The 14,932-nt window shown below is 57.9% G+C and carries 10 protein-coding genes and 2 pseudogenes; 9 read left to right on the top strand and 3 right to left on the bottom strand.

Going from position 1 to position 14,932, the window contains the following annotated elements:
• Positions 1-82 precede the first annotated feature (82 nt).
• Positions 83-1,373, bottom strand: a pseudogene (locus LDZ28_RS32350) (ISNCY family transposase); the annotation flags it as partial.
• 376 nt (positions 1,374-1,749) lie between these two features.
• Positions 1,750-3,717: an alkyl/aryl-sulfatase gene (locus LDZ28_RS32345; protein WP_244832434.1), complete on the bottom strand. Its 1,968-nt coding sequence runs from the start codon at positions 3,715-3,717 to the stop codon at positions 1,750-1,752.
• Between the two features lie 839 nt (positions 3,718-4,556).
• On the opposite strand from LDZ28_RS32345, the gene LDZ28_RS32335 reads away from it, so the two are divergent.
• From LDZ28_RS32335 to LDZ28_RS32300, 8 genes and pseudogenes are all read left to right on the top strand, one after another.
• A complete protein-coding gene (locus LDZ28_RS32335; protein ID WP_244832433.1) occupies positions 4,557-5,771 on the top strand; it encodes a hypothetical protein in 1,215 nt (404 codons plus the stop codon).
• A 106-nt stretch (positions 5,772-5,877) separates the two neighbouring features.
• Positions 5,878-6,645, top strand: coding sequence for a hypothetical protein (locus tag LDZ28_RS32330; RefSeq protein WP_244832432.1), 768 nt, complete (start codon positions 5,878-5,880; stop codon positions 6,643-6,645).
• A gap of 335 nt (positions 6,646-6,980) precedes the next feature.
• Positions 6,981-8,864 (top strand): HAMP domain-containing sensor histidine kinase, encoded by a 1,884-nt coding sequence (locus LDZ28_RS32325; RefSeq protein WP_244832431.1) that lies wholly within the window; start codon positions 6,981-6,983, stop codon positions 8,862-8,864.
• Entirely contained in the window at positions 8,861-9,481 is a 621-nt protein-coding gene (locus LDZ28_RS32320) for a response regulator transcription factor (protein ID WP_244832430.1), read from the top strand. The genes LDZ28_RS32325 and LDZ28_RS32320 overlap by 4 nt, the downstream gene beginning before the upstream one ends.
• 97 nt (positions 9,482-9,578) lie before the next feature.
• Positions 9,579-9,953, top strand: a complete 375-nt coding sequence (locus LDZ28_RS32315) for a response regulator transcription factor (RefSeq protein ID WP_244832429.1) — start codon at positions 9,579-9,581, stop codon at positions 9,951-9,953.
• 34 nt (positions 9,954-9,987) lie between these two features.
• A pseudogene (locus tag LDZ28_RS32310) lies at positions 9,988-10,584 on the top strand (hypothetical protein); the annotation flags it as partial.
• A gap of 141 nt (positions 10,585-10,725) precedes the next feature.
• On the top strand, positions 10,726-10,992 hold the full coding sequence (locus tag LDZ28_RS32305; protein WP_244832428.1) for a DUF4236 domain-containing protein: 267 nt from the start codon (positions 10,726-10,728) through the stop codon (positions 10,990-10,992).
• A 358-nt stretch (positions 10,993-11,350) separates the two neighbouring features.
• Positions 11,351-12,148: a PhzF family phenazine biosynthesis protein gene (locus tag LDZ28_RS32300; RefSeq protein WP_244832427.1), complete on the top strand. Its 798-nt coding sequence runs from the start codon at positions 11,351-11,353 to the stop codon at positions 12,146-12,148.
• A gap of 340 nt (positions 12,149-12,488) precedes the next feature.
• Here the strand turns inward: LDZ28_RS32300 and LDZ28_RS32295 are convergent, their stop codons facing one another.
• Positions 12,489-13,568, bottom strand: a complete 1,080-nt coding sequence (locus LDZ28_RS32295; protein ID WP_370652317.1) for a GlxA family transcriptional regulator — start codon at positions 13,566-13,568, stop codon at positions 12,489-12,491.
• 194 nt (positions 13,569-13,762) lie between these two features.
• On the opposite strand from LDZ28_RS32295, the gene LDZ28_RS32290 reads away from it, so the two are divergent.
• The gene (locus tag LDZ28_RS32290; RefSeq protein ID WP_244832426.1) at positions 13,763-14,908 is read left to right on the top strand and encodes a branched-chain amino acid ABC transporter substrate-binding protein; all 1,146 of its coding nucleotides are present in this window, start codon (positions 13,763-13,765) and stop codon (positions 14,906-14,908) included.
• Positions 14,909-14,932: the final 24 nt, after the last annotated feature.

Raw genomic sequence — 14,932 nt, 5'->3', positions numbered from 1 at the left:
CCACCGAGGCTGCCCGCATTTCGGCACTTCTGAGCATCATCGCGTTCAGGTCGATCTGCTTGAGTTCGCGTTGCTTGCGCGTGTTGTTGGCGCGCATCTTCGGGCGCACCTCTTCGCCCCGATTGGTGCGTGAGGGCGCTGACTTGATAGGGCGATTGTCGCGCTCCATCTGCACCTGCCTCGACAGCGCAAGGACGTGTCCAAGACGCTTGTTGTCGACCTCAGCGCCCTGGTCGACATGGGACAGGCGATCATAACGTCGACAGGGCAACGCCGCGCCATTCGCCCAAATCTCGATGCGCCCGTCCGGGTACTCGTACACATCGAGATAGCGATGGATCAAGGCGCGCGTCGCCGGCGAATCTTCAAGCAGGTACATCACGCGATCGTATTGCACCGTCAGCGAGGCCGAGACGCAACGAGATTCGCGTGCCGTCAGAATCGAATCGAGATCCTCGTCGGCACGCACCGGACGATGCGCGTCAAAGTCGCTCTTCGCGCGCTTGCCGAAACGGTCGTTGAAGTCGGCGATGAAGTGGGGCGCATAAGCATTCGCGGCCTCCCACGTGTCGATTTCGCGCAGCCGCAATTCCTTGACGAGCCGATCCTGCAAGGTCAAGTTGGCACGCTCCACGCGCCCCTTCGCCTGACTGCTGTTGGCGCACAGGGTCTCGACGTTGAGCTCGTACAAGGCCCGGCCAAACTGCGTGACCCCCTTGTCAGCCTTGCGCGAGCCCCGGTTGAGCGAGAACACACTGGCTTTATCGCTATACAGCGCCAAGGGCTTGCCGTGCTGCTCGATGTAGCGGCGCGTTGCCTCGAAATAACTGAAGGTCGATTCGGTGGCCGTGAAGTGCAGGGTCATCAGACGGCTGGTGGCATCGTCGATGAACACCAGCAGCGTGCACGCCGGCGCGCGATCTTCGAACCAGCGATGATCGCTGCCATCGATCTGGATCAGCTCGCCATAGCACGAGCGACGGTTGCGCGGCTGATGGATCCTTGGAGGACGCTGTCGACGTGGCGTCCAGAGTCCGGCGCCGATCATGAGCCGCCGAACGGTTTCCTTGGCCAGCCGAATGTCATGACACTCGCGCAGCTTCTCGCAGGCAAGCGTCGGGCCAAAATCGCTATAGCGCTCTTTGACGATGGCCACGGCCCGGACCGCCAAGCCCGCGTCGACACGATGATTGCCCGTTTGACCGCGCTTGCCGGAAAACCAGGCCCGGCGCGCCTTGTTCGCGTAACCGCGCACTGAGACGCCGCACCTGTCGTGTACTCAGTCCAAGTCGCTCGGCGGCCCGCCACGGTTTGAGCAGTCCGTCGACCACTGACTGAAACACTTTGAATCGGTCCAACTCGCGCATCGACATGGTGATGGTCCCGATCGTGTTCATTGCCCGCGCTCCTGACACGCTTGTCCGGCAATGAACTTAAGCCAAAAGGCGACATCTCTACTTGGCAGGAACACGACATTTGAACTTGGGACCTACAAGTCAGATAATCGATAATTAAGATTATGTAAACTTCTAAACGACCGACGTAAGAACGCCAACGAAATGCTCTTTGACCTCTGACCACCCGGCCGCTCGTGGCGAACGATCTCAGCCATACGGCACAGGGCGAATTCAACACATCTACTTCTACAAGGACATGGCGCCAACGAGATTGGCGCCATGCCTTTTGCCTGGGCAAAACTAACCTGTATCAGCGCAACTTGCCGAGCCGTGCGTATCATGGCAATTCCCATCAAGGCTCGGCAATCGTGAACCAGAAATCGAACTTGTCGAAGTTGCCAAGCATTTCTTTGAATTTCGCTTTGTCTCCATCGATCTGCACATCGCCGCTTTCCGCGAGATTGCCGAGTTTTAGCTTGCCCAGCGCAATGTCGTCCAAGGTCGAGCGATTCAGCGTGACAGTGCCATCCGCCTTGTCGAGTTGCTTATCCTTGCTGTAGTTCATGACTCCGTTCTTCACCGTCAGTACGTACTGCGCTTTGATATCGGGAAACTTCAGGTTGTATGCATACGACTTGTCGCCGACCTTCGGACCGTTGAGATGGATCGCGAGAAAGTCTAGGAACATGTCTGTCGTCATGCCGCGAATGATGTCCGGGGAACTCGTATTGGGCGTTGCCATCTTTTTCACACCGCCGCGCAGTTCTTGGGCTCCTGAGAGATAGAAGTTGCGCGCGGGCCCTGACTCCGCTTGATAGCCCAACTGTTCGAGCGCATCCGCTTCGATATTACGCGCAGCCTGATTTTTCGGGTCTGCGAACACGACCTTGTTCGCGACCGTTGCGGCCCATCGATAATCGCCCTTGCCATACGCGGTCCTCGCGGTGGCAATCATTTTTTCCGCTCCGACCATCTCCACATATTTCTTTGCCTCCTCGGCCGGCGGCAACGGATTGAAGTCGGCTGGGTTGGCGTCCCAGAATCCGAGGTAAAGCTGATAGGTTGCCCGCACATTGTGTTTCAGATCGCCGTAGTAGCCACGGTTGTAGAACTCTTTGGCAAGACTGTCGGGCAACATGAACTGCTCAGCGATTTCGTTCATGGTCAACCCTTGATTGGCCATGCGCAGCGTTTGATCGTTGATATATTTGTAGAGGTCGCGCTGCTTTTCCAGATGCTCGACCACACGCTGATTTCCCCATTGGGGCCAGTGGTGACTGCCGAAAGAAACAGTCGCCTCGCCGCCCCAAAGATCGATCGTTTGATCAAGCGTACTCGCCCATTTCTGCGCGCTGCGCACCTTCGCACCGCGCAAGGTCAGGATGTTGTGCAGTGTATGGTTTGCGTCTTCGGCAAGATCGATCGCCTTAAATTGAGGGAAATAAAACAACATCTCCGCCGGCGCTTCAGTTCCTGGGGCCATCTGGAAAACGACATCGATGCCGTCCACTGTGAGCGTCTCTCCCGTCTTTGCGATGAGCTTGGTCGGCTCAAACAAGGTGATCGTGCCAGCCGCAGTGGTGAGCCCTAAGCCTCCGCCGACATTCCCTTCCGGGTTTTTGGGCAGCAGGTTGCCGTACATATAGGAGGCACGCCTGCTCATGACATTTCCAGCAAACACGTTTTCGCTAACCGCCTCTTCCATAAATCCATCCGGGGCAATGACAGGCACCTTCCCGGAACGTGCGTCTTTTTCGTCAACGATCGCCCGAATTCCGGCGAAGTGGTCGACGTGAGAGTGAGTGAAGATCACGCCGGTGACAGGTAGATTCTCGACCTTGCTGTTAATGAGATCGAGCGCCGCCTTCGCGGTCTCCGTCGAGGTCAACGGATCGATTACGACCCAGCCTGCTTTCCCTCGAATGAAAGTCATGTTGGCCAGGTCAATGTTTCGAACCTGATAAATGCCATCCGTTACCTTGAACAGCCCGCGGATCGCCAGGAGCTGGGACTGCCGCCAGAGGCTGGGGTTGACGGACGCAGGCGCGGGACCGCTTTGCTTCAGGAAATCGTACTGAGACAAATCGATCACTGTGTTGCCTGAAGCACCTTTGATGACCGGGCTGGGCAAATCGGCGATGAAGCCGTGACGTGCGTCGTCAAAGTCCTGCGTATTCGAGAAAGGCAGATAATCGGCTATGACCTGATTGGCTTTGCGCGTCGCGTCAGTCGCCGGATTGGGCACTGCGTGACCGATTCCAATGCACAGCGAGATTGCCAACAGACCGAGTGCGAATTTCTTACAAGTCATTCTGTGCATGCCGTCATCTCCGGTAAGACGCAGAGGAAACATAACAACCATCGCAACACTAGGAGTATCGGGATTTGGGGCAATCAGCCTGCCCACAGGGGCAAACCGGGAGCAGTAGAGAGTGCTAACGAGCCGATCATTTCCCGGTGACTTCAAGGATCAGCGTCAGGGTGCATTGACTACCACCTACGTGACGTTGCTGCCTTGGTATTGAGGCTGGTACCAAGTCGAACCGCATTGCATATACGCGGCGTTGCCACGCATGACCTGCGCGCAACTAGGAGGAAGCTCGTTGGCGCGGACAATGGACCCCACCACGGCCGATGTCACTGCTACGGTCGCTGTGACGGCCGCCGCAGTCGCGACCGGGTAGTAGTGATCGTCATAGCTGTACCGCCCGCGCCCTTCGACGTTGATATCGACGTCCCGGTTGTTTTTCACATTGACGTTGCGGTTATTTTTTTACGATCGTTTTGTTGCCAACTCGGTTGCCTGCGTTGACGCTGGTCTTTCCGGAGTTGTGATTGACGGGACGTCCCGCCGGGGCGTTCGAAAGCATCTCGTGATTGCGTCCCGCTTCGCTGTGCGCTCGCCAATCATCTCGCTAACTCGCTTGCCCCAAAGGGCAATTTCGTTGCCTCACACCCCGATAGCGCGGATCTTGCGGTTGCACGACACTCCATGCTTGATGCCTCGTCGGTCTCAAGCAGGCGTGGAGATGACTCGTCAGCATCCGCTTCTCGTTGGCTGAGCAAGGCCGGGGAGCATAGAAGTTACAGCGGCCGATCGCACACCCGATCCAGCATGGGAGGTTGTGCCCGATGCCATGTAGGGATTCGGAGCGAAGAATGGCGCCATCCGTAAATTACGGCATTAGCGGAATCGACGCGCCAGGTGACTTGTCGCGCGTGGAGCTATCGCTCGTGCGCGATGATCTCTTCTTCCGGTTTCAGCGTCGGCTCGGGCTAATTCCCGTCAATGGAATGGGTACGGCTCGCCGTGCAATCATTTTCGCGGCGATCACCTGGTTGCCGCTGGTGCTGTGGGCAGTTCTCACAGGGCGCGCGGCGCCAGGCTCTGACGCGCACGCCCTGCTGGGACACTTCGGTGTTCACGTGCGCTGCCTTATCGCGATCCCCTTACTCGTCATTGCAGAAGGCGTTGCACAAAAAACGGCTTCTCCATTTCTGCATCATTTTATTGATACGGGTCTTGTTCCCAAGGACGAGATAGATCAGTTCAAAGCACTCGTCGCAAGCGTTGTGCAATTGCGAAACGGTGTCTTGCCGTGGGTGCTGATCTTCGGCGCAGTAGTGGCATGGGCCACCGCTGGCGCTGTCTTCTCCAGAATGGAAGACATGTCTTGGTCCACCGGGACCGACGACTCCGGCCGGATCACCTTTGGCGGTTGGTGGTTCATCTTGGTGATCCGACCAATCTTTACTGCACTGTTACTCGCGTGGATCTGGCGCGCCTGTCTGCTGTTCATCCTGTTGATGAAGCTCGCAAGGTTTCCGCTTGCGCTCGTTCCCACCCACCCGGATCGAGTGGGTGGGCTCGCTTTCGTCGAACGTCTCGCATTCATGTTCAGCCCCGTTACATTTGCGCTCTCCGCTGTCGCGGCGGGTTCGTTTGCGCATGATGTTGTGTATCACGGTGTAAATGCGATGGACATTAAAAGCCTGCTTGTCGCGACCGCAGTCCTAATCTCAGTTGTTTTTCTCTTGCCGTTCGTTCCGCTGGCTCTTCCGTTACGCAAAGCTAAACGTCAGGCCGTTCTCGATTACGGCCGCTTAGTGGGGCATCACGGAAGATTGGTGCATCGGCGCTGGATATCCGGCGAAGAGGTTGGCTCGCCGGCTATTCTGGATGCGCCCGAGCTAGGGCCTGTCGCCGACGTGCAGACCATGTACGACTCGGTCCAGCACATGAGGCCCTTCCCTATCAGCAAGCTCGGCGTGTTTGCAGTCGCTGGTCCGGCCGTTATACCTATGCTTTACGTCGTCGCGATGCAACTTCCGCTGCAGACCGTCTTGGCGAAGGTACTCAAAACACTGATTTAGCAAATCGACCCCGTCTACAATCCGGCGCCTCACAAGATATTTACGAACAAGCATTTGGGGTCGACGTATGGTTGGCCGGATGTTCATCCAAGTCACGGAGGCCTTGATGGAACAGCTCGCCAGTCATCCTCTCGTTTTCTTCTTCGTCTCGCTGTTGCTGATGTCGTTAGCCGCATGGTTTGGCGTGAGTGTCTTGCGCCGAAGGAACCCGCTTACCGACGATATGCGCGATGACTTTGGCATTGTGCAATCCGCCACCCTGACCTTGCTGGCGCTGGTCATTGGCTTCAGCCTCTCGATGGCAGTAGGTCGATACGACCAACGCAAGAATTACGAGGAAGAAGAGGCAAACGCCATCGGCACCGAGTTCGTGCGAGCCGACTTGCTGCCGGCGCCGCAGGCCGCGCTCGTTCGCTCGCTTCTGGTCAAGTATCTCGATCAACGCATCCAGTTTTACCTGGCGCAGGATACACTCCAACTCGAAAAAACAAACGCTGCCACGACGCAATTGCAAGCCGAATTGTGGACGGCGGCTAGGGCCGGCGCAGCGATGCAGCCTAATCCGGTGACCGCACTTGCCATTGTCGGAATGAACGATGTGATTAACACGCAGGGATACACTCAGGCAGCATGGTGGAACCGCATACCCATTGCTGCGTGGGCCTTAATGATCGTTATTGGAGTTTTCTGCAATCTGCTGGTGGGCTACGGCGCGCGCACCGCTACGTTGAAAAGCCGCTTCCTGCTGATCATGCCATTGGTTGTATCGCTATCGTTTATGTTGATTGCGGACATTGATAGTCCACGCAACGGCGTTATCCGGCTGTCGCCACAAAATCTCATTAGCACTGCGCAATCCTTACCAAGGACATGATTTTCAACGCTCGCCGAATAGATGCATTAAGCAATAAAATGGCCGCGCTTCACGCTCTAGCGATCTCACACCGAGTTCGCTCATGTCGTCTCCTAAGGACTTGCAAATGATGTCATTACTCGAAAGCGCGTCTATACATCAGACGTAACGGTCTAAATTAGTAGTTTCTTTCCTCACAAACCGGCCTACTATTAACGACGTCTGGCATAGTACAAAACATGCCAACTTTTGCCGCGGGTAGAACGGAGGAAGTCGTTCCCAGGACCGATGTTCCTGAAAAGGCACGCCGGGGGCGACTGCTGCCTCGAGTTGCGCGTTGGTTGGTATGCGTCTTGATGGGTTGTTCGACTTGCGCGATTGCCGGCCATCCATGGCGCGTCGTCATTTTGCCCGGAGCCGACCCCACCCAGCCTGCGGCTCAATTGCAAATTCGTGCAATACGCAGCGCGCTCGCTGGAAAGGCGCCAGATGGCGTCGAGTTTTATACCGACTCGCTGGATGACCTGCGATTCGACAGCACCGCGTTAATGCCAGATTTTCTGGCGTTGATGAAGAAGAAATATGAGCACAAGCAGGTCGACATCGTGATCGGCCTGACCGATTTCGCACTCGATTTTGCCAAGCGGTATCACAATGACATCTGGCCAGGCGCGCCGGTTCTGATTTCAAGCGTCGAAGACAAGAAACGCAGTGATATTCCACCCGAGTTTGCCTATGCGCCGCTGCATTTTGATATTGCTGGTACGCTCGATTTAACCGAATCGCTTCAACCACACGCGCGGCACCTAGTGGTGGTTTCCGGTGCCACGAAACTCGACCTCCGGTTCGCTCAAAGTGCCGCGGCCGTGGCCGTTGCACGCCGATCGCGCAAATGGAGTGTCGACGTCTGGAGTGGATTGACCGTGTCGGAGCTTCAAGAACGTCTTGCAAAGCTGAGTCTTACGGATGCTGTTCTGTACACGACCATGTATCGCGATCGCGAAGGCCGCACCTATTTCCCATTCGAAGTCGTCGCGCCGATGGCTAAAGCGTCCGGCGCACCAATCTACGGTTGGTATCCCACCTATCTCGGCCAGGGCGTGGTCGCCGGATCGATGATTAGCTTCGAGACCGATGGGCGTCTTACCGGAGAACTCGCTGCCTCCATCCTGCTCGGCAAGACACCTGTACAAGGAGCGACCACAACGACAGGCCCATCACGGTGTGCGGCAGACATCGGACGCCTCGAAAAATTAGGACTTGAGACCAGCGCGCTACCTGAGGGTTGCGAATTGCACAATGTGCCACCGTCGCTCTGGCGTGAGAATCGGAGCGCGGTCCTAATTACCGTTGCGGTCCTGTTGCTCCAGGCGATTACTATTGCCTCGCTGCTTTGGCAACGCAGTGGGCGGCGAGCGGCTGAAGACGCTGCAGCACTCAGACTTGGTGAGTTGGCGCGCGCGGCACGATTTGCCTCGGCGGGAGAACTGAGCGCCTCGATCGCCCATGAAGTTGGGCAGCCACTCGGTGCGATCCTTAGTAACGCAGACGCAGCTGGCATGATGTTGGAGCACGAAGATCCGGAGATCAGCGAACTGCACTCAATTCTCGCCGATGTGCGGCGTGACGCATTGCGCGCCAATCAGGTCGTGCAGAGACTGCGGTCCCTTTTGCAAAAGCAACCGGTCGAATTCGGCGAACTCGATTTGAATGTCGCGGTTGGCGAGGCGCTGGAACTACTTGGCCCGGAAGCTCGAAGAAGACGCTTGACGATTGAATCGAACCTTGTCGCGGACAAAGCGCAGATTATCGGCGACCGTATCCAGTTGCAGCAGGTGATGCTCAATCTGAGCATCAATGCCATGGATGCCATGGAAGATACGAATGCCTCCCATCGTGTCATGTCGATCTCCACGCAATCTGCAGATAGCGGATTTGAACTGATCGTGGCGGATCGAGGACACGGCGTGCCGGTTGAAATGCGTTCGCGGCTTTTCGATTCGCTTTACACGACGAAACCGCATGGCATGGGACTAGGTCTCTCAATCGTGCGCACCATAGTGAACACTCACGGCGGCCGCGTGACAATTGAGCCTCGCGACGGAGGAGGCAGCCTCTTCACCGTCTGGTTGCCAAGGGCGGCCGGGACGGCGACTGTCGGAAGCCGAAACAGCCTTGATAAAGCCGTATTGCGTTCTACAGTAGAAGGCCGACGCTCGACGCAAGGAGGAAGTTCGTGAACACTTACGCTGATGCGGTCATCCATGTCGTCGATGACGACGAGACCATTCGCACCGCGCTGTCGCGATTACTTGCGCAAGCGGGTTATATGGTCAGGAGCTATCCGACGGCAGGTGAGTTTCTCGTCGCCGAAACGGACTCAATGCCTGGATGTCTCTTGCTTGATATGCAACTTCCCGGTCCGTGCGGACTAGAGTTGCAGCACGCGCTGCAGCGGCTGGGAAACAAGATGCCTATCGTTTTCATCAGTGCCCATCACGACATTCCAAAAACGGTATTGGCCATCAAGGCGGGTGCAAGCGATTTCTTGCTCAAACCCGTGGAAGGTCATGCCTTGCTTGCCGCTATTGAAAGCGCCCTAGCGGTGGGCAGCGCCGCGCCGTACGTTGAAGAGCCGCGATCGTCTGGCATTGTCGATCTGAGCGAACGGGAACAGGTGGTCTTACGCGGCATCGTTGCAGGCAGGCTCAACAAGCAGATAGCAGCACAGCTCGCTTTGAGCGAGCGGACGATCAAGTCGTGCCGCGCCGATCTCATGCGCAAACTCAATGCGCACTCGCTGGCCGAGCTCGTGAGGCTTGCCGAGCCAATCGTGCGTGCACAAGTCTCTCACTGACACGGGCTTGCCCCTGAGGGCAACCACGTTGCCCCACGTACCGATGGCGCCCCGTGCGCTCTCGCATGAAACTTGACCCATCGATTCCTGGTGGGAAATGAACGCCTCCAAACAACTGATCGTGGTCGTGGAAGATGACGCCGGAATGAGGCGTGCGTTACAACGTCTGCTTCATGCGGCGGGTTTCGACACCATGTCGTTTGAAAGCGCCGAGGCGCTGGTCAGCGCGAACTGCGTGGAAGCTGCGAGTTGTCTCGTACTGGATGTGCAGTTGCCTGGCGCGTCCGGCCCGAAATTCTACGAACAGCTTGGAGCGGGTCGTCCGGCGGTCTTCATCACCTCGCATGACAACCCGCTCACCCGAAGCGCGGTACAAGGAGCGGGTGGAATCGAGCTTTTAACAAAGCCATTCGTGGCGAAGGATCTGCTAGACGCGATTTCGCGCGCCATAGGTCGCGGCGCAGCGCCCTGAAGACAGGTGCTCGATGCGGATACTCCTGGACATGTTGCGATGTCATGCCTTGAAGCCGAGCCCGGCCATTTTGATCGCGCTAGCAATCCTTGCGAATCCGCTTTTCTACACTCCTGCTAGCGCGCAAACAGCACAACCGAATGCACCGTTATCGGGTCGGGCAAGGCTGAACACAAACGTGCAGGAGCAGGCCAACAGTGTCCTCGCCATCATGTCTTACACGACGGTTCCTGACGTGACGACCAGTTCGCTGTCCATCAACAACGGCGCGACAGGTAATCCCGGTTTCGGTCAGACTCAGCTGGGTGGCGGATTCACGATCAGCAAATCTTTTCCGCTATACCTAGAAGGCACGATTGCGCTGAGCCGTTATGACCCAACCTTTGTCGCTACCGATGGTGCCGAACGCCGACTGTTGCCGGTCAAGTGGGACACGGCCAGCACGACAATTGGTATTGGCTGGGACTTCCCTATTACCGACGAGCTCAGGTTTCGCCCGATCCTGAACGGCACGATTGGACGCGTGACCAGCGATCTGCGTGTGGCGCAGGCCGTTATCAACCGCGCCGCGGATACCAACCTGCAGTTTCTCGACGACGGAGCACTCAACGCGTACGGCTATGGCGGCTCCGACGCGAGCCCGTATCGATTGATCGAGCAGCGCATTGTCGTGAACGGTGGCAAGCCCTACCAGACGGGCAAGTTGATTTCGGCTTACTTCGGCAGCTTCCATGTTGTACAGAATCTAGTAGCCGAATAACGGAGGTTTGTGATGAGTTGGAGTTGGACAAAGTCGTCCAAGGTCGCCCCCGGCGTTCGCATCGATCTGAGCAAGAACGGTCCGAGTATGTCGTTGGGCGGTAACGGTGTGACGTACAACACGCGGACCGGCCGCACGACCTACAGCATTCGCGGTACAGGTCTGCGCTATACCACGAGCAGCAACAAGCAAAATCGCGCGTCGTCGTCCACCGGATCGTCGTCCGTCGCGATTGTCGTGTTAGCGATTCTGTGCACGGTTTTGATGTTCCCGGTCTAGCTTCTCGGGTAATTCACAGTAAGTCCATCGGCGGGCAGTACGTGGAGCACCACATTTGCATGGCTATCGGTGAAAGCCATCCGATCGTAAGTGGCAGCACCCTCACCCATGCTCAATGGCGTCCGCTGATGCGGTGATCGCAAACATGCGCCCTCTGCACTGAGCAGAAAAAAGAGAAGATTTTCCGTGGACGGAACAACTATCCAGGGCACGGGTTTCGGCAAGTCGGGCGCGGCTACGCGATGGCTTCGAGGCTGTCACTTTTCAGCGTGTCAGATGGAAACTGTGCATGTTCGCGAATCATTCAAGCCGATAGGATAGGAACGAACTAGCTCATCTCTCTTCGACTCTACCGCCCATGCAACTGAAGCTTTATCAGATAGACGCTTTCACCAGCGAAGTATTCAAGGGAAACCATGCGGCGGTCATTCCGCTCGACGCGTGGCTTCCCGCTTCGCTAATGCAAGCCATCGCCAGCGAAAACAACCTGTCGGAAACAGCGTTCATCGTGCGTCGAGACGATGGCGTTTTCGACATCCGGTGGTTCTCACCGATCAAGGAAATCGCCTTCTGCGGACACGCGACGCTGGCGAGCGCTTTCGTTCTGTTCAGACACCTCCCTCAAGACGATCACCTCGTCTTCCATGCAGAAGCAACGGGCGCGTTCTCTGTTCATCGGCGCGAGCGGGGGCTGATCGAAATGAACTTTCCTCGACGACAAAGTGAACGGATTAAAGATATCCCGGACCAGCTCGCGTATGGTTTGTCGATCAAGCCAACGGCAGTCTTCATAAACCAGCAGTCATACATCGCCCTCTACGACACCGAAGCCGAGGTACGCGCCGTCGTGCCAAATCTGGAACTGCTCGCGCAACTTGGACCACTGGATGTCGCGGTCACCGCTCGTGGCAACCAATACGACTTCGTCTCCCGATACTTTTGGCCAGCGAACGGCGGCGCCGAAGACCCGGTGACGGGGTCCATTCACGCGGCGCTTGCTCCGCTCTGGTCCGACGTTCTTGGCAAGCCGAAGCTCGTCGCGTTACAGGCTTCCCAACGAAGCGGCGTTCTACATTGCGAGATCGAACCGGAGCGTGTGTTGATATCCGGTCACGCGGTTCAGTATATGGAAGGAACCATCGAACTGCCCGACTAGCGCGCGCTTTACAATGCTGCGGCTCGAGTGTGCGGACACGGCAGCGCTGCCGCAGCTCAATACCCTTTAGAATCGAGGCGCGTTCCAGAGACTCGACTCAAGCACTTACCTCGCTACCTCAATCGGAATCATTCACCTGCACGAAGTCCGGGCTCATCGTTTCCCAAGGCTGCGTCGTCGATTAGAAGTCACGCACGTCGGCCGGGCAACGCCGACAGGCAGCTGGATCGAAATGTTCATCTCGCACGATGACTCACACTGAACTTTGCACGATTCATAGCAGACACAGCCAGCAACTAAGCGCACGTCAGAGTAAGCGAAGTCCAAATACCTCCGCACTTCACGTTCGGCTAAGCGACGCGCGCAGCTTACCCGGCGTCACACCGTACGCTTCGCGAAAGCCGCGAATGAAGTGCGCCGAATCCGCGAAGCCACATTCGTAGGCGATCGCGGTGACGCGCTTCGCCGAGTTCAAGAGTAGCCAGCGGGCGTATCGCAAGCGCATCGTCCGGTAGAACTCCTTCGGCGTCACGCCCATTTCAGACATGAACACGCGCTCCAGTTGCCGCGCATTTGAACCGGTCATCCTGGCAATCGCGGCGATCGTCAGCGGGGCTTCGAGATTCTCCTCCATCAGCACGATCGCGTGACGCAGCAAGAGACTATCGACGGCAAGGTAGCCGAGCGCACGGCGGCGTTCGACGAAGGACGTGCCGCTCTTGCGACTCACCGTCATCTGGTGAATGACCTTCGACGCGCGGTCGGCGCCGCAATGCACGGAAATCAACCGCGTGGCGAGTTCGATGGCCGACACGCCGCCCGCGCACGTAATGCGGTTGCCGTCGATCACGTAGTCGGCGTTCGTGACCACGCGCAGGCCAGGAAACATGGACTGATAATCGTCGTAGTGAAAGGAGTGCACGCACGCGACGCGGTCGTGCATGTAGCCCGCTTTCGCCAGCACGAAGCTGCCGGTGCACAGGCCGATGAGCGGCACGCCGGCTGCGTCGGCGTCGCGCAGCGCGTCCCAGTAGCGCTCGTCGACATGTTCGAGCCTGGGCAGCAAGCCGCCGATCACCACGAAGTAGTCGAATCGCGACGCCTTCCCGGAATACGCCCGAACTGGCACGCTCACGCCGCAACTCGCTTCCACGGTGTCGTCCGTCGGCCCAAGCAAGGTCCACGTACACCGTAACTGGCGGCTCTGGTCGCCGAGATCCGCGGCGTGCCGCAGACAGTCGCAGAAACTGGCGAGCGAAAGCAGCGGAAAGCTCGGCCAAAGTAGAAGGCCGACGCTAAGCTCGGCGCCCGCGCGTCGCGCAGATACCTTGCGATCCACGCCGTCCATGCGATCGAGCCGCTCGACAAGTCCGCGCCCGAGGGCCGCGGTATCGGACTTTTTCGCGTTCGCCATTGCCATCCATGCACTCCTTGAATGCCGTGAGGTCGTCGGCGCCAGTATAGGAGCGCCGAAAAGCGATCGGTGCGACTTGTCGCATTCGTTCTATTTTTCCGCGAGCGCGTGCAATGCCGCCTATTTCGTCGCCGTTACATTGAAGTCAGTTCCGGGGTGAAGACGGCCGGAAAGAACCGATTCAAAACAGGGAGTGCGTCATGTCAGCAGCGTTGCATCTGGCGGTTTGCGCCGCATTTGGAAGTGCGTTCGTCGTCCTGCATCCGGTCGAGGCGTGCGCCGATGAAGTAGTAAAGATCGGCCACGTCGCGCCTCTGACGGGGGCCAATGCGCACCTCGGCAAGGACACCGAGAACGGCGCACGGCTTGCCGTCGAGGAGATCAACAAGAAGGGCCTCGTGATCGGCGGACAGAAGATCACGCTTGCGCTGGATGCGCAGGACGACGCCTCCGATCCGCGCCAAGGCACACAGGTCGCGCAAAAGCTCGTGGACGACAAGGTGGCGGCCGTGGTCGGGCACATGAATTCCGGCACCTCCATTCCGGCCTCGAAAATTTATAGCGATGCCAACGTGCTGCAGATTTCGCCCTCGGCCACCAATCCGGTCTATACGCAGCAGGGGTTTCGCACGACGTATCGCGTGGTCGCCACCGACGCGCAGCAGGGTCCGGCGCTTGCCGACTATGCAGCCCGAGTGCTGAAGGCGAAGTCGGTCGCCATCGTCGACGACGCCACCGCTTACGGTCAGGGTCTCGCGAACGAATTCGAAAAGCGCGCCAAGGCGAACGGGATGAACGTCCTGTCGCACGACGCAACCACCGACAAGGCCGTGGACTTCCGCGCGATCCTGACCAAGGTGAAGAGCGAGCATCCCGACGTGATCATGTACGGCGGCATGGATGCGACAGGCGGCCCGTTCGCGAAGCAGGCCCGCCAGCTCGCAATCTCCTCGAAGGTACTGGCCGGCGACGGCCTGTGCGCAGCGTCGCTGTCGCAACTGGCGGGCGAGGCGGCGGACAACGTCGTGTGTTCCATCGCCGGCATGCCGCTCGCTAAAATGCCCGATGGCCCCGCGTTCGAGCAACGCTACGAAGCGCGCTTCGGGCAGAAGGTGCAGCTCAACGCCCCGTTCGCGTATGACGCGGTGTACATCATCGTCGACGCGATGAAACGCGCGAATTCCACCTCGCCGGACAAGATTCTCGCGGCGATGCCCAACACCGACTTCAAGGGCGTACTCGGCGAGACGCAATTCGATGCGCACGGCGACCTCAGGCAGGGAATGATCTCGCTCTATCACTACGTGGGCGGAAATCAAACGTTGCTCGACGTCGTCAAGATGTAATGGCCGCACATTCACAAGGACGAC

The organism is Caballeronia sp. TF1N1 (genome assembly GCF_022878925.1).
Taxonomy (GTDB): domain Bacteria; phylum Pseudomonadota; class Gammaproteobacteria; order Burkholderiales; family Burkholderiaceae; genus Caballeronia.
This window is presented reverse-complemented; position numbering and strand designations above follow the sequence as displayed.